21 protein-coding genes are annotated in these 23,724 nt (G+C 67.9%); 5 read left to right on the top strand and 16 right to left on the bottom strand.

Going from position 1 to position 23,724, the window contains the following annotated elements; all coding sequences use genetic code 11:
* Positions 1-26 precede the first annotated feature (26 nt).
* The 3 genes from ACWCPQ_RS31615 to ACWCPQ_RS31605 all read left to right on the top strand — a co-directional run bounded on the left by ACWCPQ_RS31615 (position 27) and on the right by ACWCPQ_RS31605 (position 2,050).
* Positions 27-716: an MOSC domain-containing protein gene (locus ACWCPQ_RS31615; protein WP_449905716.1), complete on the top strand. Its 690-nt coding sequence runs from the start codon at positions 27-29 to the stop codon at positions 714-716.
* Complete coding sequence (locus ACWCPQ_RS31610) at positions 713-1,678, top strand: asparaginase (RefSeq protein ID WP_449905714.1); 966 nt, start codon at positions 713-715, stop codon at positions 1,676-1,678. Before ACWCPQ_RS31615 ends, ACWCPQ_RS31610 begins: the two co-directional genes overlap by 4 nt.
* Positions 1,679-1,840: 162 nt before the next feature.
* The gene (locus ACWCPQ_RS31605; protein WP_327148580.1) at positions 1,841-2,050 is read left to right on the top strand and encodes a DUF3073 domain-containing protein; all 210 of its coding nucleotides are present in this window, start codon (positions 1,841-1,843) and stop codon (positions 2,048-2,050) included.
* A 355-nt stretch (positions 2,051-2,405) separates the two neighbouring features.
* Here ACWCPQ_RS31605 and purM read toward each other — a convergent pair whose 3' ends face one another.
* The 4 genes from purM to ACWCPQ_RS31585 all read right to left on the bottom strand — a co-directional run bounded on the left by purM (position 2,406) and on the right by ACWCPQ_RS31585 (position 6,824).
* On the bottom strand, positions 2,406-3,485 hold the full coding sequence (gene purM, locus ACWCPQ_RS31600) for a phosphoribosylformylglycinamidine cyclo-ligase (protein ID WP_449905711.1): 1,080 nt from the start codon (positions 3,483-3,485) through the stop codon (positions 2,406-2,408).
* A gap of 310 nt (positions 3,486-3,795) precedes the next feature.
* Positions 3,796-3,996 carry a hypothetical protein gene (locus tag ACWCPQ_RS31595; RefSeq protein ID WP_449905709.1) on the bottom strand — a complete coding sequence of 67 codons (201 nt, stop codon included), beginning with the start codon at positions 3,994-3,996 and terminating at the stop codon, positions 3,796-3,798.
* Positions 3,997-4,395: 399 nt separating this feature from the next.
* Positions 4,396-5,994 carry an amidophosphoribosyltransferase gene (purF, locus tag ACWCPQ_RS31590; protein ID WP_449905707.1) on the bottom strand — a complete coding sequence of 533 codons (1,599 nt, stop codon included), beginning with the start codon at positions 5,992-5,994 and terminating at the stop codon, positions 4,396-4,398.
* A 335-nt stretch (positions 5,995-6,329) separates the two neighbouring features.
* Positions 6,330-6,824, bottom strand: coding sequence for a WapI family immunity protein (locus tag ACWCPQ_RS31585; RefSeq protein WP_449905705.1), 495 nt, complete (start codon positions 6,822-6,824; stop codon positions 6,330-6,332).
* A 211-nt stretch (positions 6,825-7,035) separates the two neighbouring features.
* Here ACWCPQ_RS31585 and ACWCPQ_RS31580 point away from each other — a divergent pair, with 211 nt between their 5' ends.
* Positions 7,036-8,004 (top strand): HAD family hydrolase, encoded by a 969-nt coding sequence (locus ACWCPQ_RS31580; protein ID WP_449905703.1) that lies wholly within the window; start codon positions 7,036-7,038, stop codon positions 8,002-8,004.
* Here the strand turns inward: ACWCPQ_RS31580 and ACWCPQ_RS31575 are convergent.
* From ACWCPQ_RS31575 to purS, 6 genes are all read right to left on the bottom strand, one after another.
* A complete protein-coding gene (locus ACWCPQ_RS31575) occupies positions 7,990-8,631 on the bottom strand; it encodes a CPBP family intramembrane glutamic endopeptidase (RefSeq protein WP_449905701.1) in 642 nt (213 codons plus the stop codon). The two genes, ACWCPQ_RS31580 and ACWCPQ_RS31575, sit on opposite strands and share 15 nt — an antisense overlap.
* Entirely contained in the window at positions 8,628-10,367 is a 1,740-nt protein-coding gene (locus ACWCPQ_RS31570; RefSeq protein WP_449905699.1) for an alpha/beta hydrolase, read from the bottom strand. The genes ACWCPQ_RS31575 and ACWCPQ_RS31570 overlap by 4 nt, the downstream gene beginning before the upstream one ends.
* Before the next feature lie 76 nt (positions 10,368-10,443).
* Positions 10,444-12,735, bottom strand: coding sequence for a phosphoribosylformylglycinamidine synthase subunit PurL (gene purL, locus ACWCPQ_RS31565; RefSeq protein ID WP_449905697.1), 2,292 nt, complete (start codon positions 12,733-12,735; stop codon positions 10,444-10,446).
* A 249-nt stretch (positions 12,736-12,984) separates the two neighbouring features.
* A complete protein-coding gene (locus ACWCPQ_RS31560) occupies positions 12,985-14,259 on the bottom strand; it encodes a M18 family aminopeptidase (protein ID WP_449905695.1) in 1,275 nt (424 codons plus the stop codon).
* A 648-nt stretch (positions 14,260-14,907) separates the two neighbouring features.
* On the bottom strand, positions 14,908-15,585 hold the full coding sequence (purQ, locus tag ACWCPQ_RS31555; protein WP_449905693.1) for a phosphoribosylformylglycinamidine synthase subunit PurQ: 678 nt from the start codon (positions 15,583-15,585) through the stop codon (positions 14,908-14,910).
* Positions 15,582-15,818: a phosphoribosylformylglycinamidine synthase subunit PurS gene (gene purS, locus ACWCPQ_RS31550; RefSeq protein WP_449905691.1), complete on the bottom strand. Its 237-nt coding sequence runs from the start codon at positions 15,816-15,818 to the stop codon at positions 15,582-15,584. The genes purQ and purS overlap by 4 nt, the downstream gene beginning before the upstream one ends.
* Before the next feature lie 142 nt (positions 15,819-15,960).
* Between purS and ACWCPQ_RS31545 the strand changes: the two genes are divergently transcribed.
* Positions 15,961-16,605, top strand: a complete 645-nt coding sequence (locus ACWCPQ_RS31545; RefSeq protein WP_449905689.1) for an MBL fold metallo-hydrolase — start codon at positions 15,961-15,963, stop codon at positions 16,603-16,605.
* Positions 16,606-16,613: 8 nt separating this feature from the next.
* Here ACWCPQ_RS31545 and ACWCPQ_RS31540 read toward each other — a convergent pair whose 3' ends face one another.
* The 6 genes from ACWCPQ_RS31540 to ACWCPQ_RS31515 all read right to left on the bottom strand — a co-directional run bounded on the left by ACWCPQ_RS31540 (position 16,614) and on the right by ACWCPQ_RS31515 (position 23,389).
* Positions 16,614-17,975, bottom strand: coding sequence for a M20/M25/M40 family metallo-hydrolase (locus ACWCPQ_RS31540; RefSeq protein WP_449905687.1), 1,362 nt, complete (start codon positions 17,973-17,975; stop codon positions 16,614-16,616).
* Between the two features lie 139 nt (positions 17,976-18,114).
* Positions 18,115-18,633, bottom strand: coding sequence for a MarR family transcriptional regulator (locus ACWCPQ_RS31535; RefSeq protein ID WP_449905685.1), 519 nt, complete (start codon positions 18,631-18,633; stop codon positions 18,115-18,117).
* A gap of 109 nt (positions 18,634-18,742) precedes the next feature.
* Positions 18,743-19,444, bottom strand: coding sequence for a DUF2334 domain-containing protein (locus ACWCPQ_RS31530; RefSeq protein WP_449905683.1), 702 nt, complete (start codon positions 19,442-19,444; stop codon positions 18,743-18,745).
* A 139-nt stretch (positions 19,445-19,583) separates the two neighbouring features.
* Entirely contained in the window at positions 19,584-21,749 is a 2,166-nt protein-coding gene (locus ACWCPQ_RS31525) for a S9 family peptidase (protein ID WP_449905681.1), read from the bottom strand.
* A 72-nt stretch (positions 21,750-21,821) separates the two neighbouring features.
* Entirely contained in the window at positions 21,822-22,754 is a 933-nt protein-coding gene (locus tag ACWCPQ_RS31520; protein ID WP_449905732.1) for an alpha/beta hydrolase, read from the bottom strand.
* 206 nt (positions 22,755-22,960) lie between these two features.
* Positions 22,961-23,389 (bottom strand): HIT family protein, encoded by a 429-nt coding sequence (locus tag ACWCPQ_RS31515; RefSeq protein ID WP_449905679.1) that lies wholly within the window; start codon positions 23,387-23,389, stop codon positions 22,961-22,963.
* Positions 23,390-23,724: the final 335 nt, after the last annotated feature.

Raw genomic sequence — 23,724 nt, 5'->3', positions numbered from 1 at the left:
CGACGATGAGCCGAGAGGAGAAGGTCATGCGGGCCGGCACTATCGGGCAGGTACTGGCTGTATGCGTGGTGCACGACGATCTGACGGTCCCGGGCCGGGTCGGGCGCAGCGCGATCGACAAACGACCGGTGCCCGGACGGGTCCGGGCCGGCCGACTCGGCCTGGACGGCGATCACGTGTGCAACACCCGCGACCACGGTGGCGTCCACCAGGCGGTCTACGGCTATGCCGAGGAAGACGCACTGACCTGGTCGGCCGAACTCGGCCGTCCCCTCGCACCCGGCTGGTTCGGGGAGAACCTCCGCATCTCCGGGCTCCCGCTCAGCGACGCGGTCGTCGGCGCGCGCTGCGCCATCGGTGGCGCGGTGTTGGAGGTCAGCGCGCCCCGGGTACCGTGCGCCACCTTCGGGCACTGGTCCGGCGAACGCCAGTGGGTGCGCCGCTTCACCCTCGCGGCGCACACCGGGTGCTATTTCCGGGTCCTGACCGAAGGTGAGGTGGCTGCCGGCGATCCGGTCGAGGTCGTCCATGTCCCCGACCACGGCATCACCGTGCGCGATGTCTTCACCGGTACCGACCCCGAACGACTCGAATACCTGCTCGCCGCCGAACCCACCGTTTCCGACGAGATCCGGGCCCAGGTCGCCCGGCACACCCGGCGCCGCACGACCACCGCGGCGGACGGCCCGGCCACCGAGCCGGAGGCGATCGGATGAGCGCCGATCTGGTCGAGGTGGTGCGCTCCGGATTCCGGGAATGTGTGCACCGGGGCTCGGTGGTGATCCTCGGACCGGACGGTGAACCGGCCTTCGAAACCGGCTCGGTCCACGTACCGATCTATCCCCGCTCCACCAACAAACCGCTGCAAGCGCTCACCCTGCTGAAACTCGGCTTCGAACCGCTCGACGGCGCGGAACTGGCCATCGCCACCGCTTCACACACCGGCGAACCCGAACACATCGCACTGGTCGAGCGACTGCTGGATCGGTTCGGCTTCGGCGAGGACGATCTCGCCTGCCCGCCCGACCTCCCCGGCGACGAACAGACCCGGGCCGGGGTGCTGTCCCGCGGGGAGAAACCCGCGAAGCGGTATATGAACTGCTCCGGCAAACATGCCGCCATGCTGGCGACCTGCGCACTGAACGGCTGGCCGGTCACGGGCTACACCGAAACCGGCCATCCGCTACAGCAGGCCGTGCTGGCCCAGATCGTCGAAAGTACGGGTGAACCGGAAACCGACCTGGGGATCGACGGCTGCGGATTGCCCATCGTCCCGGTATCGCTGACCAATCTCGCGCGCGCGTTCGCGACCCTGGCCACGGCCGCCGACGGCACCCCCGAACACCGGATCGCCGCAACGTTGCGCGCGCATCCGTGGGTGATCTCCGGCACCGGCGGTCCCGACCTGGCCACCATGAATGCCGTCCCGGATCTGATCTGCAAAATCGGTGCGGACGGTGTGCACGCGGGAGCGCTACCGGACGGCCGCGCCTTCGCCTACAAAATCGACGACGGCGCCGACCGCGCCAGAATCCCGCTGACCATGGCAGTCCTGCAGCATATGGGTGTCGGCTGGTCGGACGAACTGGCAGCACTCGCGGCCCCACCCGTTCTGGGCGGCGGCAGCCGAGTGGGTGTGATACGCGCCATACCCGGTGCTGTCGCGCCTGGGGACTGAGCGGCGAAACATCGGCAAACCGGTCGGTTGATCCGGTGGATAGCCGACTCGTGGAAGCGCGACGGCCGGACACGCGCTAAAGTGTCTGTCAGGAAGATATTAATTCGAACGGGGCCGCCACCAATCCCCAGGCCGCCCCGCTGTGACGCGAGGGGGTCAGCCATGGGCCGTGGCCGGGCTAAGGCAAAGCAGACCAAGGTTGCACGCGAGCTGAAATACAGCTCGCCGTCGACCGACTTGGCGAGCCTTCAGCGCGAGCTTTCCGGTAGTGACAACGCCCATCGTGGTGGTGTCCTCTCGGATGAGCACGACGCGGACGACTCGTTGCCCAAGTGGGACGACGACGACAGCTACGACAGCTGGCGCCGCTGACCGGATGAATACGCTCGGGGGAGGCTGCAGGGCCTCCCCTTCGGCCGTTGACGCCGGTTCGCGCCGTTTCCTGCCGGGTTGCCCGGCGGTGGGCGACGTGAACCGGCGACCCGGTCCGGAACGCAGCATCTGATCACGCGGCGTCGGTGCAGGACGAACGGGCGGCCCACCGGGCCGTCGGCTCGTCGGTCGGTGTCTTCTTCTCGCGCGCCCGGATTCACCCGGGCGGTATTCGGAATCCCCGGTGCACGATCCGCGATCGAACATCTTCACGCACCCGATCTCCCCCGCGGAAACACAACGGCCGGAACGCCTTCACACCGAAGACGAACCGGCCGCAGCGGTTTCCACGCGATCAGAATCGCGGATGATCTCCCAGCAGTACCGCACGCGGAGCATCCGCATCCTTGGCCTTCTTCACAGTGCCCAGCGTCCAGCATTCGATATGGCGAGCCGTCAGCACCGCCAGCGCGCGATCGACATCTTCGGGCGCGACCACGGCGACCATTCCGACGCCCATGTTGAACGTCTTCTCCATCTCCACGCGCTCGACCCGGCCGCGCTGCGCGATCATCTTGAAAACCGGCGCCGGATTCCAGGTTCCGCGATCCAGTTCGGCCACCAGCCCGGCGGGCAAAACCCTGGCAAGGTTCGCGGCCAGACCGCCGCCGGTGATATGCGAGAAGGTCCGCACATCGGTCTCGGCGATCAGCGCCAGGCAATCCTTGGCGTAGATCCGGGTCGGCTCCAGCAATTCCTCACCGAGGGTGCGGCCGAACTCCTCCACATGCCCTGTCAACGCCATCCGGTCGATCTCGAGCAGCACCTTGCGCGCCAGGCTGTAGCCGTTGGAATGCAGGCCGGACGAGCCCATGGCGATCACCACATCGCCGGGCCGCACCCGATCGGGTCCGAGCAGGTCATCGGCCTCGACAACCCCGACCCCGGTCGCCGACAGATCGTAATCCTCGGCACCCATCATTCCCGGATGCTCGGCCGTCTCACCGCCCAGCAGTGCACAGCCGGCACGCACGCATCCCTCGGCGATACCCGCGACCAGCTCGGCCACCCGCTCCGGTACCACCTTGCCGACGGCGATGTAATCCTGCAGGAACAACGGTTCCGCCCCGCACACCACCAGATCGTCGACAACCATCGCCACCAGGTCCAGACCCACGGTGTCGTGTTTGTCGAGCGCCTGCGCCACCGCGATCTTCGTCCCGACCCCGTCGGTCGACGAAGCGAGCAGCGGCTCCCGGTAGCTCTTCTTCAGCGCGAACAATCCGGCGAAACCACCGATCCCGCCCTGCACCTCGGGGCGGCTCGCCTTACGCGCCAGCGGGGCGAACAACTCGACAGCCCGGTCACCGGCCTCGATATCCACTCCAGCTGCGGCATAGGACGCACCGGCACCGGTGGGGTTCTGCTCAGTCATTGTCGGGGAAAGCTCCAAACCGAATCCGTGGATAATTGCCTGCTCAGAGTTTATGGCGTCGCCCTGGAGCGCGGGGGGCCGGGCTGTGTTTATTTTCCGGCGCGCACAGCGCCGCAGGGTCCGACCCGGTCGGATCTCGATGGCGAACGGGATCCGACCGGGGTAGCCGCGAGGCGGAAATCCGAACATGCCGGGCCGGTCCCCGGGGCCCTGGCCAATCTGCTCACCGCGAGTCGAGCGTCGGCACCGGCCGTAACCGGCCGAGTCTGGTAAAGACCCTGAACGGTCCCGGGCGGAGGCTTTCGAGGCGCTAGCCCGAAATCGAGCTGAGCATGCAGATCATCTGGTTCAACGGGTGGATGACATCGAAACAATTGTCCGTGGCGACGGATTCGGCAGGCACCGCGGCCGGCGCTTCGAGCGGAAGCGGGGCCGCGGTGGCGGCTCCCGTGCCGACCAGAGCTGCGGCGCCGACCAGGGCGGCCATAAGGGTTCCACGTACTGTGAACATTCAAACTCCTGAAGCATCGTTGTGTAGCCCCCTGAACATAGCGGACCCGTTTCGCTCCGATGGTCCGAACTGCGCTGCGCCCGAACGGGAAACACCACCTCGCCGCTCACTTGCTCGCGATCCGGCACGTAGCGGCGGTTGCGCAGCGGGGCGAAGCACCGCTCACCGGCGAAAAGATGTCAGGGCTGGGAAGTCGTTCCGGCACGTTTCCCGCCGCGAGCGACACACCACTCACCTTCGCGATCGGACCTGCGGCCACCGATGCGCGGCATTCAACCGAACGGACAGGACGCAGCCTCGGCCGCACACCGATCGATCGGCATGCGGCGTACACCGAGCCGCCGGAACTTCACCGGGGCAGTACTCCCGCCGGTAACGGAAGTGGGACCCGAGACGCGCTCAGGGGCGGCTGAGAGCGCTCGCGTTGGCATTCTCGGTGAGCACCCGCGACTGCGAGCGACCACCGAATTCGAGCAGGTTCTTACCGATCGCCGCCTCCGTGGGCAGCGGAATCGGGTAGTTGCCGTCGAAACACGCACAGCACAGCCGCGTACGGGGCTGTTCGGTGGCGGCGACCATACCGTCGATCGAGATATAGCCGAGGGTGTCGGCGCCGATGGAGCGGCGTACCCCCTCCACCATGTCGTGCATGGCGTCCGGGTCCGCGGGCAGGCCTTCGGCGTCGTCGGGGTCGATGCCGGCGTTGTTGGCGACCAGTTCGGCACGGGAGGCGAAATCGATCCCGTAGAAACACGGCCATTTCACCGGCGGGGAGGCGATCCGGACATGGATCTCCAGGGCGCCGGCTTCGCGCAGCATGCGGATGAGGGCGCGCTGTGTGTTGCCGCGGACGATCGAATCGTCCACCACGATGAGGCGTTTGCCACGGATCACTTCGCGCAGCGGGTTGAGTTTCAGCCGGATACCGAGCTGGCGGATGGTCTGGCTGGGCTGGATGAAGGTGCGGCCGACGTAGGCGTTCTTCATCAGCCCCTGCCCGTAGGGCAGTCCGGATCCCTGCGCGTATCCGACGGCCGCCGGAGTGCCGGATTCGGGAACGGGGATGACCAGGTCGGCGTCGATCGGGTGTTCGGCGGCGAGCCGGCGGCCGATATCGACCCGGGTGGCGTGGATCGAACGCCCGGAGATGGCGCTGTCGGGCCGGGCCAGGTACACGTACTCGAAAACGCAGCCCTTGGGTTCGGGATTGGCGAATCGCGAGGAACGGACACCGTCGGCGTCGATGGCGAGCAATTCACCCGGTTCGATCTCGCGGACGAACGAAGCGCCGACGATATCGAGCGCGGCGGTTTCGCTGGCGACCACCCAGCCACGTTCCAGCCGGCCCAGCACCAGCGGGCGGACACCGTGTGGATCACGGGCGGCGTAGAGGGTGTGCTCGTCCATGAAGGTCAGGCAGAAGGCACCGCGCACCGTGGGCAGCAACTCCATGGCGGCCTGTTCGATACTCGAATCCGCGGACGCGTGCGCCAGCAGCGCGGTCATCACATCGGAGTCGGAGGTCGCCGAAACCGCTCCGGGACGGCCGGGGCCTGCGACCAGGCCCAGTTCGCGTGCCCGGTCGGCCAGTTCGGCGGTATTGACCAGGTTGCCGTTGTGACCGAGCGCGAGCCCGGAGCCCACGGCGGTCGTGCGGAAGATCGGCTGGGCGTTTTCCCAGGTGGTGGCTCCGGTGGTGGAGTATCGGCAGTGGCCGACGGCGACATGGCCGGGCATGGCGGCCAGCGTCTGCTCGTCGAATACCTGGCTGACGAGGCCCAGATCCTTGAAGACCAGCACCTGGGAGCCGTCGGAAACGGCGATACCGGCCGCTTCTTGTCCGCGGTGCTGCAGGGCATAGAGGCCGTAGTAGGTGAGTTTGGCCACGTCCTCCCCGGGAGCCCAGACTCCGAAGACTCCGCATTCCTCGCGGGGCGGATTCTCGGTCTCGTCGGTTGCGGTGGGATTGCTGACAGCCGGTCGGTCGGCGTGGGTCACCGTGCGCTCCCTGGTAGGGCGGGTGTGGGGGCACTCGACATTCTACGGGTGTGTCACGCTTGCGCGTCACCGGATCAGCACTCCGGCAGCAAGCGGTATCGCGGCCCTCGCCACCTGGCGCGCACCGGGGCGGCCGGTCGGTCCAGCAAACCGTCATACCCAGTTAACCCCCCTTTCACCTGCTGAAACAGCGTGTGTCCGGGCCATCTCGGCCGTCTCGGCACCTGATCGAGCCGCGCACCGGCACCGCCGGGCCATAATCCCCCGGCACCGCCGGGCGCAACGTGGGCGATATCACCCGGTCGGGCACCGGGTGCACCGATAGCGGCCGTGGTTCATCTGGCGCGGCCGAGCAGCCGCCCGCCGGGCGGCAGATAACTGTCCACTTCCGCGCCCAGGTCTTTGGCGGCCGTGGCGATATCGGCCGGGGCGAGCCGCACCGTGACGACGAAGGGAGAACCCGCGGTGGCGCGCCGGTCCCAGGGTGGGGAGAACTCCAGATCCAATCCGATCGCCAACTCGATCTCCCCGCCCGCGCGGATGGCCGTGAAACTCAGATTCGGTTCGGTGAAGGCCAACCGGGCCGGACCGTCCGCCGGTTCGCCACTCGGCCCGGCTTCGTCGGCGACCCGTCGTAGCCAGTCCGCCAACTCGACCGTGTCGTCCAGGCTCAACGCCTGCCACCGGAAGGACCAGTTCCCGGCCGGGCAGTTCGCGGTGCCCGCTATCACCAGCCAGCTGTACCGGATTCGCGGATCGATATGGTCCGGAAACTGGTATCCGGCAATGGTCAGTCCCACACCGTATCCATCGCTGTCGATCAATCTCACCGGCGCAGTGTTTCATCATCGGGGCGATCGCGCCCGGGGTCGGCGGCGAAGACGCGGTGCTCGCCGCCGATCACCTCGCCACCGGTGGTGCCGGCGATCTCGGTGACCGTGCGATCACTCGGGCTACACTGCCGCTCACAACTGTTGGACGCCGATCGACGCGAATTGGGCGGGATGAACCGTACCGCCGCGCATTTAGGATGCGACCGAAGTGGATCTGACGAACCTCGTCGCGCTCGGGACGAACATGCCCGCGTCGAGGTTGATGGAAGTGGCGCGTACGACGCTCACCGACACCGCCCACGCACTCGCCCGCAGAGGGACGTCGCCACAGTATCTCCGCGCATCCGCCGGCATCCGAACGCACGCGACCACGATGACCACCGTGGACCGAATCGCACTGCGCGAACCACTTTACGACCCATACCGGCTGTATCCGGCAGGCAGCGGGCCCGACAGCGTTCTGGCCGGTGTCGGTAACCCTGCCGCAGATCGCCGACTGAGCCGACTGCTCGACCGAAACCCCTGCATGATCTTCGACGTCGACGGCCCCATCTGCTCGGTATTCGCCGGGCTCCCCGACTATGTAGTGGCCGCCCGAATGCGAGCATCACTGGACCTTCCCTTTCCCCGCTCCATCGCCACCGCGAACGACCCGTTCAAGGTGTTGCGCTACGCCGCGAGTTTCGGCGACGAGTGGGGCCGGAAGGCAGAGCGCTTACTCTCGGAACTGGAGGTCGAGGCCATGGGTAGTGCGCGCCCCACCCCCGGCGCCGCGGACCTTCTCCGGGCCAACCGCGCCCGCGGTGGGATCAACCTCATGCTCAGCAACAACAGCGTCGCCGCCATCGACCGGTATCACCTGCGCGAGGGCACACAACACCTTGTCGACGGTAACTACAGTCGTGGCGCGGTCGCTGCCAACGCCCACCACATGTCCGCGCTCAAACCCGGGGCGTTCGCGTTCGAACGCGCCATAGCCGACAAGGGAGTCTCCCCCAACGAATGTATCTATATCGGCGATTCCACGACCGATATACAAGGCGCGCATCGAGCGGGCATGCCCGTGATCGCTTTCGCCGACAAACCCGGCAAGATCGAAGCATTCGCCCCGTTCGAGCCGGATGTGATCGTCACAGAGATAGCGGCGGTCCAGCGCGCGATGTCATCGAGGGCCTGAGTCCCGGCCGGCGGGGAGAGTTCCGCGACAGCGGGACAGCACAACGCCGCCCGCGTTGACCACCCAATGCAGCAGCGCGGGCGCGGTGGCGCTTCCCGCGCGCCGGTTCAGGGCGCCGAAGATCAGGCCGGCGATGCCGGTGAGCGCGACAGTGCCCCCGACGTTGTCGCCTGCGGCGCGGGCCGGACGAACATGCCAGAGCCCGAAGACCGCGGCACCCGCGACGCCACCGACCCCGGTTCCGAATTCTTTGTCCAGCAAGGGGTTCAACGTGGCCCGGAAGATCAGTTCCTCGGCGTAGACGGTACCGAGGGGGATGTGCACACCGACCCATCCCGCGGTGCTCACATCCGGAGCGCGATCATCGGAGTTGCCGAATGCCCTGTGTGGCCGGGGAATCAGCAAGGCTGCCGCACACCCGGTCGCGACGATACCGACGCACACTGTTCCATACCGGATGCCGCGGCCGGAGATCCAGTTCGGGTGGCCGTCGAACATCAGCGCGTAGCCGGTGGCGACCAGGGCATTGGCGACGGTACGGCCACGACGGTCGAGCTCCAGGGACGGCAGCAACCAGTTGTTCCAGAGCAGCGGCGCGGCGACAGCGGCAAGGGTCCGGGCCTTCACTTCACTTCCCGCTCGTAGGCTTCGTACGCTTCGATTTCGAGTCTGATCCGTTCCGCCAGTTCAGGATTCCAGTCCGGTGGCCGGGTGACCGCGGCCCAGCCGTCCAGTACCAGACTGCCGTACCGGTGGCCGTGACCGTCCCGGACGCCCTGCGCATTGGTGAGATCCGCGCTGACCTGCCAGAAGGTGACCAGCGGTACCCAGCGCATCCGCGGCGAGACATCGGAGCCACGCGGTTCGGACAACCAATCCGGCCGAGAGAGGATGAGATCCGGTGACCACCAGACGATCGGGTCGGAGGCGTGCTGTAGATAGGCGATGCGTGGCGCCTGCCATTCCGGGCCGGGGCGGGCCAGATCGTCGCGGTCCCCGGCGAACCGGATCACCAGGCCGTCCGCGTAGACCGGTTCGGTCTCCGGCGATCCCGGATCACGCCGGCTCACGAACTGCTGCCAGAGGCGATTGGAGTTGGGCGGACCCACCCACAGGGCACCGTCCACCTTCTCCCGCAGATCGGCCAGCCCGTCGAACGCGCTCTCGGACCCCTGGGAACCGAGACTTTCTCCGTACACCAGCAGCTTCGGCCTGGCTTCGGCCGGACGGGTCAGGGTGTGCCGGTACACCGCATCGAACAGTTCCCGGCCGGACGCGGCGACTTTGTCGCGATCGGCCAGAAACGACAGCGCGCTGGGCAGGTACGAGTATTGAGTGGCTACGAGGGCCGAATCTCCTCCGTACATGTACTCGATCGCGTTGGCGGCCATGGAATTGACCCAGCCGGTACCGGTGGTGGTGACCACGACCAGCGCCTTGCGGTCGAAGGCTCCGGTTCTTTCCAGTTCGGCGACTGCCAGGTCGGCTTGGCTCATCTTCGTGTCCTCGACCGATTCCAGTCCGACATAGGCGCGGATCGGTTCCTTCGCGGGCCGGCCGGTGACCCAGGAGATGCGTTGGGCGTTCGGACCGTGTGAAACGAACCAACGGCCCTCGAACCCGAGAGTCTCCCAGGGAGCCAGAGACTCCGGACTGCCGGAGCGTTCGGGGAGAAAGGGCGGTGCAGCATATTCGGAGGTGTGATCGTTGCGCACACTGAACGCCGAGTTGGCGGCAGCGAAGAAGGCGCGGGACGCGACGCCGTTGAACAGGGTCACCACCAGCAGCACCAGAACCAGGAACCCCGCCGAGGGGGCCAGCTCCCGCGGAATCTTCACCCAACGGTTGAGTTCCCGGGCCAGGTACAGGATCAGTTCCCGCACGGTGCGATAACACGCGACCACCAGCACCCCGACCGTGACGCTCAGGCCGCCGGTCCGCAGATACGCGGGCGTGCTGGTGCCTTCCATGCCCATCAGCGCGGTGATCTCACGCTGCCAGTTCGCCGACTGCACCAGCATGTAACCGGCGCTCACGATGGCCGTGACCAACACGGCGGACTTCACGGCATACCGCGTCCAGGTGGGCGGGGACGGGATACGGGTGAGCCGGGGCCGCACCCACAGGCGGAACAGCCATTCCAGCAGACAGCCGACTCCGTAACCGATGGCCGCGTTGATCCCGCTGATCAGCCCCTGGAACATCCAGTCGCGCGGAAGCAGCGACGGTGAGACCGACAGGGCGAAGAACACCGTCGCGACCACCAGACCCACATAGTTCAGATCGATGATCCGCTCGGTCCGCCGGACCACAATGACACATCGCCGCCGCAACCTGGTCACGGAGTCGGCGGTTTCCAGCACCTGTCCAGTATGGCTGGCGAGACCGGCGCCGGAGGGTGGCCCGGGTCACCTCCGGCGCGCCAGCCGCGGACCGCGGTCAGGTGTGACTGCCGAACAGCGCGGGCAGCGTGCCCTCGTGCGCGGTGCGCAGCTCGGCCATCGGGACCGAGAACTGACCCTGCACCTCGATCGAATCCGACCCCTGGTCCACGACGCCGATACGCACCCAGGGCAGTTCCCGCGCGGTGCACATGCGGGTGAAGCGGGTTTCCTCCGAGCGCGGCACCGCGACCAGAACGCGGCCCGCCGATTCGGAGAACAGCGTGACGAACGGGTCGGCGTCCTCGGGCAGCAGGATCCGGCAGCCGGTCTCACCGGCCAGCGCGGCCTCGACCACGGTCTGGGCCAGCCCGCCCTCCGACAGATCGTGGGCGGCGCTGATCATGCCGTCACGCGAACCCGCGGTGAGGACATCGGCGAGCAGCTTCTCCCGATCGAAATCGACCTGCGGCGGCAGCCCACCCAGATGCCCGTGGGCCACCTGGGCCCAGACCGAACCGCCGAATTCGTCGCGGGTGTCGCCCAGCAGGATCAGTGTCTCCCCCGGTTCCAGGCCGAGCCCAGTGGGGATCCGGCGGTGGACGTCGTCGATGACACCCAGCACGCCGACGACCGGTGTCGGGAGGATGGCGTTCTCGCCGGTCTGGTTGTAGAAACTGACGTTGCCGCCGGTCACCGGGATACCGAGTTCCACACAGCCGTCGGCCAGACCGCGCACGGCCTGCTGGAACTGCCACATCACGCCGGGATCCTCCGGCGATCCGAAGTTCAGGCAGTTGGTGACCGCTGTCGGGGTGGCACCGGTGGTGGCCACGTTGCGATACGCCTCGGCCAGCGCCAGCCGCGCGCCGGTGTAGGGGTCGAGCTTGGTGTAGTGACCGGAAGCGTCGGTGGACAGGGCGATACCGCGGCCGGTCTCCTCGTCGATGCGGATCACCCCGGCATCGGCCTGCTCGGCGAGCACCGTGTTACCGCGTACGTAGCGGTCGTACTGTTCGGTGATCCAGCGGCGGCTGCACAGTTGCGGGCTGGCCACCATCTTCAGCAGGGTTTCGCGCAGTTCCTCGGCGGTCTTGGGCCGGGGCAGGGTATCCGGGGTATCGGCGTTCAGCGCGTCCTGCTCGGCGGGCCGCTGCACCGGGCGCTCGTACACCGGGCCCTCGTGCGCGACGGTACGCGGCGGTACGTCGACCACGGTCTCGCCGTGCCAGGTGACCTCCAGCCGCTCACCGTCGGTCACCTCGCCGATCACGGTGGCGAGTACATCCCATTTCGCGCAGACCGCGAGGAACGCGTCCACGTTCTCCGGGGTCACCACCGCGCACATCCGCTCCTGCGATTCGCTGGACAGGACCTCCGCGGGGGTCATATCGGCGGCGCGCAGCGGTACCCGGTCCAGTTCGATCCGCATTCCGCCGTCTCCGGCCGCGGCCAGTTCGGAGGTCGCGCAGGACAGTCCGGCGCCGCCGAGATCCTGGATACCCACGACCAGGCCGGCGTGGTACAGCTCCAAGCAGCATTCGATCAGGACCTTCTCGGTGAACGGGTCGCCCACCTGGACGCTCGGCAGCTTCTTGCGGCCGGTCCCGGAATCGTCGCCGGAGAAGGTGTCCGAGGCGAGCACCGAGACACCGCCGATACCGTCGAGCCCGGTCCGCGCGCCGAAGAGGATGATCTTGTTGCCGGCGCCGGAGGCGAAGGCCAGATGCAGATCCTCCACCCGCATGACCCCCGCGCACAGCGCGTTCACCAGCGGATTCCCCTGGTACGAGGCATCGAACACGGTTTCGCCGCCGATATTGGGCAGGCCCAGCGAGTTGCCGTAGCCCCCGACCCCGCGCACCACGCCGTCCAGTACCCGCCGGGTATCGGCGGCATCGGCGGCACCGAACCGCAGCTGGTCCATGACCGCGATCGGGCGCGCGCCCATGGCCATGATGTCGCGAACGATCCCGCCGACCCCGGTCGCCGCGCCCTGATACGGCTCGACGTAGGAGGGATGGTTGTGGCTCTCCACCTTGAAGGTCACGGCCCAGCCGTCACCGATATCGACCACACCGGCGTTCTCCCCGATACCGGCGAGCATCGCCGAACGCATCTCCTCGGTGGTCGTTTCACCGAAGTAGCGCAGATGCACCTTCGAGGACTTGTAGGAACAGTGCTCGCTCCACATGACCGAATACATGGCGAGCTCGGCATCGGTGGGCCGGCGTCCGAGAATATCCCTGATCCGGGCGTATTCGTCGTCCTTGAGGCCGAGCTCGGCGTACGGCTGCGGCGTATCCGGAGTGGTGGCGGCGGTGGCGACCGTATCGACCTGCTCAGTCACGGGGGTACCAGGATCCTTTCGTAGGTTGGCGCGCCGACGCGCGCGAGCTCCGGCCCTCCGGTCTCCCGCCGCGGCCGCGGCAGGTGGCATCGATGCCACGGTTCGGTCGGAACGGGGGCCTCGGCGGCGGGGCCCCGACAGAGTTGATCCAGCACGAATCCTACGTCCACCTGCGCCGCACCGATTACCGACCCCATCGCCGGAAAACCCCGGGTCCGGCAGTCCGGTCCCGGACCGCCGGACCCGGACCTACGGAGCCAGGAAAGCCGCCAGCGCCGCCGCGTAGGCGGTGATATCCGCGGCGCCCATCAGCTCGCGCGCCGAATGCATGGCCAGCTGCGGGGCACCCACGTCCACCGTCGGCATCCCGGTGCGTGCCGCCGTCATCGGGCCGATGGTCGAACCACACGGCAGGTCGGCGCGATGCACATAACGCTGCATCGGGACCCCGGCCCGGTCACACGCCAGTGCGAACGCCCCGGCCCCCACCGCGTCGGTGGCGTAGCGCAGATTCTGGTTGACCTTCAGTACCGGGCCACCGTTGATCGCGATCCCGTGCGAGGGTTCGTGCCGCTCCGGATAGTTGGGATGGGTGGCATGCGCCATATCCCCGGACGCGCACACCGATCCCGCGACCGCGGCCAGGAACTCGGCGCGACCGCCACCCCGGGCCAGCACGATCCGCTCCAGCACCGTCGGCAGCAGCTCCGACTGCGCACCCCGGTCCGACTGGCTACCGACCTCCTCGTGATCGAAGACAGCCAGCACCGGCACGGCAGCCCCCGGATTCCCGACCGCGGCGCGGAAAGCGTGCAGACCCGCATAGCAGGTGCCCTGGTTGTCCAGCCGCGGTGCGCTGATCAGGTCCCGCGCCGCGCCGATCACCCGGCTCGGCGCCAGATCGTGGGTCATCAACTCCCAGCCCAGCACCGCTCCGGGATCCACTCCCGCCGTCTCGGCCACATAGTCCAGGAACGAAGCGGGTTCACTGCCCACACCCCAGATCGCGTTCACATGCCGCTGCGGATCCAGCGTCACCCCGCGCCGGTCCTCGGACAGATGGATGGCCAGCTGCGGCACGCGCAGGATCGGTTCGTCGATCCGGACGAGCCGCTCGCCCAGCCCGGCCCCCTCCCGCACACTCAGCCGACCGGAGATCCCCAGCTCCCGATCCAGCCACGAGTTCAGCCAGGCGCCGCCGTACGGCTCCAGCCGCACCAGCTGCCACCCCGCGACACTCAGATCGGGATGTTGTTTGACCCGCAGGTTCGGGCTGTCGGTATGTGCGCCCACCACCCGGAACGGCCCCGCCTGCTCCGGATCCGCCCAGGCCACCAGGGACCCCCCTCGTACGACGTAGTAGCGGCCCCCGGTGTCCGGCCATGCCCGGGTCTCGTCCAGCCGGACGAACCCCTGGCCGTCCAACTCCTCGGCGATGGTCCGGCAGACATGGAACGGCGAAGGCGACGCATCGATGAACTCACACAACCCGGCGGCCGAAGCCGCGACAGCAGAACTCGGCATGCAGTGACCCTAAGCGCGCGTGCCCGCCCGAAGGACAGGTACCTCACCACACGAGTCCACCTGCGACCCGAACCACCCATGGCCACAGGCAACCCGAACCACACAAGTCCGCATGCCGACCGGAAACGTCGAATGCCACCGCAACCAGCATGAGTCGAGATGCTTACGAGACACCTCGAAGAGTTGAGGCCCGTCTCGCCTTGACCGGAGGTGCTCAACCGTCGCATTCCACGGACTGCCGACCGCACGTCGCATGAGCCGAAGGCTCGAGTCCCGAGACCTGAACGGCGAGACTTCGGGGGCTCGACCCCGGGCGCGCCAGCGCGCCGAAAACACAGCGCCTTCACGAGCAACTCCGCCCAGTCACCTCCGTGAGCAACCCCGCAGTAAGGCACGAACACCAACCCGTCCGCGAAGATGCTGTGTCTTCGGCCGCCGCCTGCGACGTCACCGGGTCCAGGCCCGGAGGTCCCGCCGGTGCGGCCCGGCGACTCCCGCCCGTTGGCCTATACGACCGGGCCTATACGACCGCAACGACGGGGACAGGCCTCGAGGAGTTCGCCGCATTCGGCGCAGAGAGTGTGCGGCTGTTCCGAGAGAATCGGATGCGGGGTCGGCAGGTGGCCGCCCCCGACCCGCCCTCACGGATCAGGACACGACCAGCGCGTCCAGCACGGACAGGAACAACCCCAGCCCGTCATCGCTCGGGCCGGTCAACGCCTCCGTCGCGTGTTCCGGGTGCGGCATGAGCCCCACGATGCGCTTGTTCTCCGATGCGATACCCGCGATCGAACGCTGCGAGCCGTTGGGGTTGTCGCCCGCGTAGCGGAAGACCACCCGGCCTTCACCTTCGAGCTCGTCGAGGACCGACTGCGGGGCCTGATAGCGGCCCTCCCCCGATTTCAGCGGGACCAGGATCTGGGCGCCCGCGTCGTAGCGTGAGGTCCAGGCGGTATCGGTGGCTTCGACGCTCAGCCACTGGTCGCGGCAGATGAAGTGCAGGCCTTCGTTGCGGGTGAGCGCGCCGGGCAGCAGGCCTGCCTCGCACAGCACCTGGAAGCCGTTGCAGATCCCGAGGACCGGCATACCTTTTCCGGCGGCTTCGACGACCTCGCCCATCACGGGGGCGAATCGGGCGATGGCACCGCAGCGCAGATAGTCGCCGTAGGAGAACCCGCCGGGCACGACCACCGCGTCGACCCCTTTGAGGTCGGCGTCGCCGTGCCAGAGACTCACGGCTTCGGCGCCGGCCAGCCGGACCGCGCGGGCAGCGTCCACATCGTCGAGAGTGCCGGGGAAGGTGATGACCCCGATGCGGGCGGTCACGGGACGCGCACCACCTTCCAGTCCTCGATCACCGTGTTGGCCAGCAGCGATTCGGCGATGGCGGCGAGTTCGTCGTCGCCGACGTCGTCGCCGACCTCGAGTTCGAAGCGTTTGCCCTGCCGGACGTCGCTGACGCCTTCGAATCCCAGCCGCGGCAGGGCACCGGCTATGGCCTGCCCTTGCGGATCCAGGATCTCGGCCTTCGGCATCACCTCGACCACGACACGTGCCACGGGTTGCTCCTCACAAAAGGGGGATGAGCTGCGCCCGGCGTCGGCGCCGGGACGCGAATGGGATTACCTGAGCAGCCTAATTGCCCGGTGGCCGGACGGTCGCGGCGGGTGACCCAACATATGCGGGACTAGCCTTACGTGCATGCATGTAGCCCATTTCGGTCACTCCTGCGTACTCGTCGAACTGAACGGGAAGAAGATCCTCTTCGATCCCGGCGCCTTCTCGCACGGTTTCGAGGGCCTCACCGGACTGGACGCGATCGCCGTCACCCATCAGCATGCCGACCATATCGATCCGAACCGGATCGATCCGCTGATCGAGGCGAATCCCGGCGCGCGACTGCTGTCCGATCCGCAGACCGCCGAGCTCCGCGGTGGCGCCTGGGAAGCGCTGCACGCGGGCAATATCGTGGATCTCGACGGTCTGCGCATCACCGGCGGTGGTGGTCGGCACGCGGTGATCCATCCCGAGCTGCCGGTCGTCGACAACACCGTTTTCCAGCTGGGCACGGATGCGAACCCGACCCAGTTCGTGCATCCGGGCGATTCGCTGTGGGTTCCGTCCACCCCGGTCGATGTGCTGGCCGTCCCGGCCGCCGCCCCGTGGATGAAGATCAGCGAGGCGGTCGACTATCTGCGGTCGGTGGCGCCGCGGCTGGCTTTCCCGATCCATTACGGGATCATCGCCGAACCGGCGTGGGGCGTGTATTTCAGCCGCCTCGACGAGATGCGCAAGGCCGACACCGAATTCACGATCCTGCGGCCGGAGAACGCCGCCGAACTCTGAGCACCGGGTCAGCGGGTGTAGGTCGACAGGAACAGCGCCTCGGCGAGCGCCAAATGTTCGATCTCGCTCGGGTCGACGCTTTCGTTCGGTGCGTGGATCAGGCAGCGCGGCTCCTCGACGCCGAGCAGCATGATCTCGGCGTCGGGATAGGTGTCGGCGAAGACATTGCAGAGCGGGATCGAGCCGCCCTGCCCCTGCGTGGTCGCCGACCGGCCGTAGGACGCGGCCAGCGCGGCCTCCATCGCGGTGCGAGCGGGTCCACCGCGACCCGACCGGAACGCCGCCCCGGTCCCCTCCGGTTCCACGGTGAGCTGCGCCTGCCAGGGCGTGTGTGCTTCCAGGTGGGACAGCAGTGCCCGGTACGCGGTGTCGGGGTCGGTTCCGGGGGGAATCCGCAGGTTGAGGCGGGCCCGGGCCCGGGGTTGGACGGCGGCCGAGGAACCGACGACACCGGGTGCGTCTATCCCGAGCACCGTCAGCGCCGGCCGGGCCCACAACATATCGGCGACCGTCCCGTCACCGAGCAGACCGACACCGTCGAGCACGCCGGCGTCGGTCCGGAACTGTTCGGCCGGATACTGCACACCGGGCCAGGTCCCGGTGCCTGTCAGACCGTCCACGGTCGTGTTCCCGTGCTCGTCGCGCAGGGAACCCAGCAGCCGGATCAGGGCGGCCAGCGCGTCCGGGGCCGCACCCCCGTACATACCCGAATGGACCGGCCCGGCAAGGGTTTCCACCGTCACGACCACGTTCACATTGCCGCGCAGGGTCTCGGTGAAGGTCGGCACGCCCACGGCGAAGTTACCGCTGTCCAGCACCACGATCGCATCGGCGCGCAGCAGTTCCGGGTTCGCTTCGACGAACCGCTCCAATCCGCCGGTACCCTGCTCCTCCGAACCTTCCGCGACCAGCGTCACCCCGACCGGTAGGTCGGGACCCAGCGCCCGCAGCGCGGTCAGGTGGACGACCGTGTTGCCCTTGCAGTCGGCCGCTCCGCGGCCGTACCACCGGCCGTCCTTCTCCGTGAGCTCCCAGACCGGTGTGTGCCAGGCCGTCTCGTCGAGCGGCGGCTGCACATCGTAGTGACAGTAGAGCAGTACCGTCGGCGCGCCGGGTGGGGCGGGCCGGGAGGCGATGACCGCGGTGCTGCCGTCCGGGGTCTCGTGTAGCCCGGCATCGGTGAGCCCGGCCGCGACGAACGCGTCGGCGACCCAGCGGGCGGCCCGTTCGCACTCCTGCGCCGGGAACTGCCGTGGATCGGCGACCGAGCGGAACGCGACGAGTTCGGCCAGATCGGCGCGGGCCCGCGGCATCAATCCGGCTACCCGTTCGCGCAGTCCGGCGATGGCCGGACGGTCGGCGGAGATCATTGCTGTCACCTCGGTCGTCTCGTCGATCTTCCGGTACGCGCACCCGGGCCCCGGCGGTCCGAGGGCGGCGATCCCGTGCACCGACACCGTATCCCGGGTGGCGGTATCGCCGGTGTGCGCCGCCGGGTACGAGCGCGGGTCAGCCCGGATGCTCCGGTTCCGCGTCGCGCACCGGGCACGGAGCGGCGATCGCGCACGTTCCGCGGTCACAGAGGCGGCACAGCAGATCGGCGTTATCGATATCGGCGTGGAGACCGGTCAGCAGTTTGCCCAGCAGGGTGGCCAGAGTGTCGCGTTCGGATGCGTCCAGCGGGGTCAGCACCTGCGCCAACCCGTCGGCGCGCGCGGTGAGGATATCCGCGGCGGCCCGGCGGCCGCGCGCGGTGAGGCGGACCGCGATCTCGCGGCCCCGCCCGGGCCGGCGCTCCACGAGCTCCCGCCGCAGCAAGGTGTCGATCATGCGTGCCGCGGCCGGCTGGCTGGAACCCACCCGGCGGCCCAATTCGGTGCCGCTCAACCCGGGCGAACCGGCCAGGACCACCAGCGCCGCCGCCGCGCTCGCCCCGATGCCTGTGTCGTCGGCGACCCGTTCGAGCATCAGATCGGTGACCGCCAGGGCCGTGGCGCCGAGTATGTTCGCGGTCCGGCGATCATGCATGACTCATGCATAACACGGCGGCGGGGCCGCGTTCATTCCGATTTCCACCGCCGCCGTCCGGGAACTGGAATCCGCCGCCCCGCTATCGCCGAATGGGGGCGGCGGAGTCTCACGCCGCGCGTACCGCGCGAACCGGTTCCCAGTGGTACACCTCGCTGCGTGCTCCGTGGTCGAGCGCGAGATCCACGGCATCGAGCACCGCCTGCCGGGGGCCCGGCCGGCCCAACTGCGCGGCCGAGACGGCCAGCCGCAACACTCCCCCGCGCCGCGCGGTGCGGGCCGCGCCCAGTACCAGCGCGCGGCACCACCAGGGCTCGGCGCGAAACCCTTCGCCTATTCCGTACACCCGCGCCTTGCGCACCGCGTTGCGCTCCAGGTCGTGGATACCGGTCAGACCGAGCGAGAGCCGGAACCCGGCTTCGGGCAGGGCCGACAGCGCCCCGGCCGATACGTCCCAGCGGGGCGCGGCGAACAACCTGGTTCGCAGCCCGACCTGCTCCATGATCCGATCCGCCGCGGTCAGCCGCAGCAGCGCCTCGTGCCGGGGCAGCGTCGCGAATTCGGCCCGGCGCCGTCCGGTGGCGGCCTGGTCGTACCCGTGCAACACCACCGCGTCGCCACGACCGCGACGGCCACGCAACCACACCTGGGTGGTGGGGTCGTCGGTCAGCCGATATCCGGCCTTCAGGCGTGGCGCCACCAGCAGCGACAATCGCACCCCGCGCTGATCCATCTCCTCGGCGAATCCGATCGCCGCGTCCCGGGTGGCTTCCCGGACGCCCGACACCGAAACGAGCAGCTCAGCGTTCATATGTCGACAATGGCAGGCGCAGGTGTCCGTGACGTGCAATACCGATGACCGCCGCATGCAGGGCCGGTGACCGGCCCGTGCAATACCGATGACCGGGCGGCGAACATCCGGATACGACCGGATGGCAGCCCGGCCCGGCCTATTTCTCCCCGAGACCCACGGTGTCCAGCACCCAGGCGTACTCGAAGGCGACCTCGCGCCATTTCTCGTACCGCCCGCTGACCCCGCCGTGTCCGGCGCTCATCTCCGTCTTCAGCAGCAGCGGGGCATCGCCGGTTTTGGTGGCACGCAGTTTCGCGACCCATTTCGCCGGTTCCACGTACAGCACCCGGGTGTCGTTGATGCTGGTGATCGCCAGTATCGCCGGATAGTCCTGCGCCACGACGTTCTCATACGGCGAATACGATTTCATGTACTCGTAGACGTCCTTGTCCGCCAGCGGATTTCCCCACTCGTCCCATTCGATCACCGTCAACGGCAGCGACGGATCGAGGATCGAGGTGAGCGGATCGACGAACGGCACATTGGCCAGCACACCCGCGAAGAGCTCCGGCGCGATATTGGCCACCGCACCCACCAGCAGTCCGCCCGCGCTACCACCGTCGGCGATCATCCGATCCGGGGCGGTGACCCCGGCTTCCACGAGATGCCTTGCGCAGGAGACGAAATCGGTGAAGGTGTTCTTCTTGGTGAGGGTTTTGCCGTTCTCGTACCAGAGCCGGCCCATTTCGCCGCCGCCGCGCACATGGGCGACAGCGAAGACCATACCGCGGTCGAGCAGCGACAACCGCGATACCGAAAAGCCCGGATCCATGCTCGCCTCGTAGGAACCGTATCCGTAGAGCAGCAGGGGTTTCGGCCCCGCGACCCGATCGGTGTCGCGGCGGGCGACGATCGAGATGGGAATGCGGGTGCCGTCCTCGGTCACCGCCCAATCCCGGTGCTGCACATAGTCGTCGGCATCGTAACCGCCGAGCACCGGCTGCTCCTTGCGCAGCAGCAGGGCACCCGTCTCCACCACATAGTCGAAAACCTGGGTCGGGGTGATGAACGAGGTGAGACCGAGCCGCAGCGTCGGCTGATCCCATTCCGGGCACGACCCGAGCCCGGCGCTGTAGAGCTCCAGCTCGAATTCGAGCTCCCGCAGGTCGCCGTAGCCGTCCGCGGTCAGCGGCCATACCGCGACCCGGGACAGCGCCTCCCGGCGATAGCTGAGCACCAGTTGCCCGGCGAAGGCGTCGACATCCTCGAGCCGCACATCGTCGCGGTGCCCGATGAGGGTGCGCAGCTGTGCCGGGTCCTCGGCCGGGGCATCGGCGAGCACGAAATTCTCCGCCTTCACCCCGTCGACCACGTCGTTGTGCAGGATCAGGAATCGGTCCTGCCCCGCCACCACCGCGTGCTCCGCCGAATACTCGACCCCCTCGCGGCGGGGCAGCAGCACCCGGAACTCGCCGGTCGGATCGTCGGATTCCAGTACCCAGCCCTCGGTGGTGATCTTGGACCCCACCCAGATCATGAGGTATTTCTCCGACCTGGTGGCACCGACACTCACCCAGTAACGCTCATCCGGCTCGTGGAAGACCTGCACATCGGCGGACGAGGTATCGCCCAGCCGATGCCGCCACACGGTATCGGGTCGCCAGGATTCGTCGACGGTCTGATAGAAGACGTGGGTGCCGTCCAGCGACCAGGTCGCACCGGGGGCGGTACGTGGGATCTCGTCGCCGAGCAGTTCACCGGAGCGCAGATCCAGGAACCGCAGCGTGTAGCGCTCGTCACCGGCGGTATCCACCGAGAAGGCCAGCAGGTTTCCGTCGTGGCTCACCGAGAACGCGCCGAGGGCGAAGAAATCGTGGCCCTCGGCCAGCACATTGCTGTCCAGCAGCACCTGCTCGCCGGGAATCTCCGCGCCGGTCGTCAACTGCGGCGGCGTCCAGGCATCGATGCCGGTGGCGTGCGCGTCGATCGGGCACCGGCAGTGCACACCGTACTGTTTGCCCTCGAAACTGCGCGAGTAGTACCAGTGATCGCCCAGCCTGGTCGGAACCGACAGATCGGTTTCCTGGGTGCGGCTCTTGATCTCGTCGAAGATCTTCTCGCGCAGCGGCGCCAGATGCGCTGTCCGGGCCTCCGTATAGGCGTTCTCGGCCTCGAGGTGGGCGATGACCTCCGGGTTCTCCTTGTCCCGCAGCCATTCGTATTCGTCGACGAACAGATCGCCGTGGTGCACCCGCTCGAACGGAACCGTCTTCGCCGTGGGCGCGACCGCCGCGGCGGTTACCGGACTACCACTGTCAGCCATGGCCACCACCGTAGCGGCCCGCACCGGAGCGCCGCGGCGACCGTGGCGCACGGGCCTGCCGGATCGATCCGCTCAGGCCCCGATCGCGGGGCCGATGGTCGGCCACGAGGCTTGCAGATGGTCGTTCCAGTACGACCAGGAATGCGTACCGACCGGGCTGTAATCGACCCGGATCGGCAGCCCCGCCGCGCGGGCCCGGCGTTCGAAGGCGATCACACAGGTATCGACCGCGAATTCGATCGGCCCGCCGAGCACGATGTTCTCCGGCAGCTGCGGTTTCAACTCCAGTTCGTGCGGCCCGGGCAGACCCGTCCCGGTCGACAGGAACAGGGTCTTACCGCGCAGCCGGTCCAGCATGAGCGCCGGATCGTGGGCCGCCCAATCGGGGCTGCCGCCCGGACCCCACATATTGTCCGGGTTGCCGCCCCTGGTCATGATCGAGAACTGCACCGCCCCGGTCGCCAGTCCGGTATCCGGGCAGGCGCTGTACCCCGCGACCGCCGTGTACAGCGCGGGATGCCGGGCCGCGAGGATATAGGCGGCGTGCCCGCCCATCGACAGACCACCGATCGCGTTCTGCCCGTTACCGGCGAATTCGCCGTCGATGATCGGCGGCAGCTCCTGGGTCAAAAAGGTCTCCCACCGGTAGTGACCGAACGCCGGATCGTCGCGCTGCCAGTCGGTGAAATAGCTGGCCTTCCCGCCGACCGGCAGCACGACGTTCACGTTCTTGCCGCGGAAGAACCGTTCGGCGTCGGTGGCGTTGGTCCAGGTGCTCTGCCCGACACCCGGATCGAGCCCGTCGAGCAGGTAGTAACTGGACCGGCTGCCGCCACCCGCCGGATGCAGAACCTGCACCTGCACGACCTGCTTCATGGCGGGAGAGGAGATGAACACCGCCGAACGCGTCGGGCCGAGTTCGTCGATCCGCACGATTTCGGCCGCGGCGGCCGGCGCGGGCCGGAGAACGGGCAGTCCGGCAGCCAAACCGATCACCCCCAGCATCAGCACAGCTATCCGTAAATACCGCACGTTCGCACCTCCCTAGCCCACCCCGGAAACTAGCTCATGCCCATGCTCACCATTTCGACCCGGCGACAGCGCACACCAGCACATTCGCAGCAAACATGCTGACTATAGTCGACAGACGATCTTACGTATCCGTTTGTTCCCGATCCGTGAAACAGCTCCCCCGGTGGGGAACCGGCCGATCACGCTCCACGCTGCAACGCGCCCCGGATCGACCCGGCCAGATAGTCCAGATCCGCCCGCGGCGGCGTCCGCGGCCGCCCACGCAAACCGAACCCGTCACCCGGGGTGCGCGGGATGACGTGCAGATGCACATGGAACACCTCCTGTCCGGCAGTCACCCCGTCGGCGAGAAAGAAGTTCACCCCGTCACACGCCACCTCACTGTCCCGCAGCGCTGCCGCCAACCGCTGCCCCACCTGGAACAACTTCCCGCCCAGCACGGGATCGAGTTCGGCGAGTTCCCGGGCCGGCTTCTTCGGCACCACGAGCAGATGCCCCGCAGTCATGGGCCGGATATCCATGAAGGCCAGCACATCGTCGTCCTCGTACACCTTGCTGGAGGGCGCTCGCCCGGCGATGATGTCGGCGAAAATCGAATACGGATCCATGGATATCGATTATCGGCAACGACACCGAGTTCTCGTCTTTTGCGCTGGTGAAGGGGTGGGTTTACCTGCGAACGGGAGGGGTGGGCTCGTCCACGAACGGGCACGACGGACTCACTCACCAACAAGCGCGACCGACCCACCCACCAACAAGCGCGACCGACCTTCAGGTAAGGGCGCGGGATGCGGACCCGCAGGTGAAGGTGCTGTGTTTTTGGCGCGCTGGCGCGCGCGGGGTTGAGGCCCCCTTGGTCTCGCCGTTCAGGCCTCGAGACTCGCGCCTTCGGCGCCGAGTATGCGAGGACCCCGTGGCCGACCGGATGCTCAAGCGGATCGCC

It is taken from the genome of Nocardia sp. NPDC001965 (assembly GCF_053594175.1).
Note: the sequence above shows the minus strand (reverse complement) of the source record. Positions and strands in the feature narration are given on the sequence as shown.

Excerpts from the sequence above, each read along its gene's own strand:
- purM (WP_449905711.1), bottom strand. The coding sequence starts at position 3,485 with ATGACTGAGCAGAACCCCACCGGTGCCGGTGCGTCCTATGCCGCAGCT.
- ACWCPQ_RS31530 (WP_449905683.1), bottom strand. The coding sequence starts at position 19,444 with ATGAACGCTGAGCTGCTCGTTTCGGTGTCGGGCGTCCGGGAAGCCACC.
- ACWCPQ_RS31540 (WP_449905687.1), bottom strand. The coding sequence starts at position 17,975 with ATGATCTCCGCCGACCGTCCGGCCATCGCCGGACTGCGCGAACGGGTA.
- ACWCPQ_RS31560 (WP_449905695.1), bottom strand. The coding sequence starts at position 14,259 with ATGCCGAGTTCTGCTGTCGCGGCTTCGGCCGCCGGGTTGTGTGAGTTC.
- ACWCPQ_RS31520 (WP_449905732.1), bottom strand. The coding sequence starts at position 22,754 with ATGCTGGGGGTGATCGGTTTGGCTGCCGGACTGCCCGTTCTCCGGCCC.
- ACWCPQ_RS31615 (WP_449905716.1), top strand. The coding sequence starts at position 27 with ATGCGGGCCGGCACTATCGGGCAGGTACTGGCTGTATGCGTGGTGCAC.
- ACWCPQ_RS31535 (WP_449905685.1), bottom strand. The coding sequence starts at position 18,633 with ATGCATGATCGCCGGACCGCGAACATACTCGGCGCCACGGCCCTGGCG.
- ACWCPQ_RS31515 (WP_449905679.1), bottom strand. The coding sequence starts at position 23,389 with ATGGATCCGTATTCGATTTTCGCCGACATCATCGCCGGGCGAGCGCCC.
- ACWCPQ_RS31610 (WP_449905714.1), top strand. The coding sequence starts at position 713 with ATGAGCGCCGATCTGGTCGAGGTGGTGCGCTCCGGATTCCGGGAATGT.
- ACWCPQ_RS31525 (WP_449905681.1), bottom strand. The coding sequence starts at position 21,749 with ATGGCTGACAGTGGTAGTCCGGTAACCGCCGCGGCGGTCGCGCCCACG.
- ACWCPQ_RS31595 (WP_449905709.1), bottom strand. The coding sequence starts at position 3,996 with ATGTTCACAGTACGTGGAACCCTTATGGCCGCCCTGGTCGGCGCCGCA.
- ACWCPQ_RS31605 (WP_327148580.1), top strand. The coding sequence starts at position 1,841 with ATGGGCCGTGGCCGGGCTAAGGCAAAGCAGACCAAGGTTGCACGCGAG.
- ACWCPQ_RS31545 (WP_449905689.1), top strand. The coding sequence starts at position 15,961 with ATGCATGTAGCCCATTTCGGTCACTCCTGCGTACTCGTCGAACTGAAC.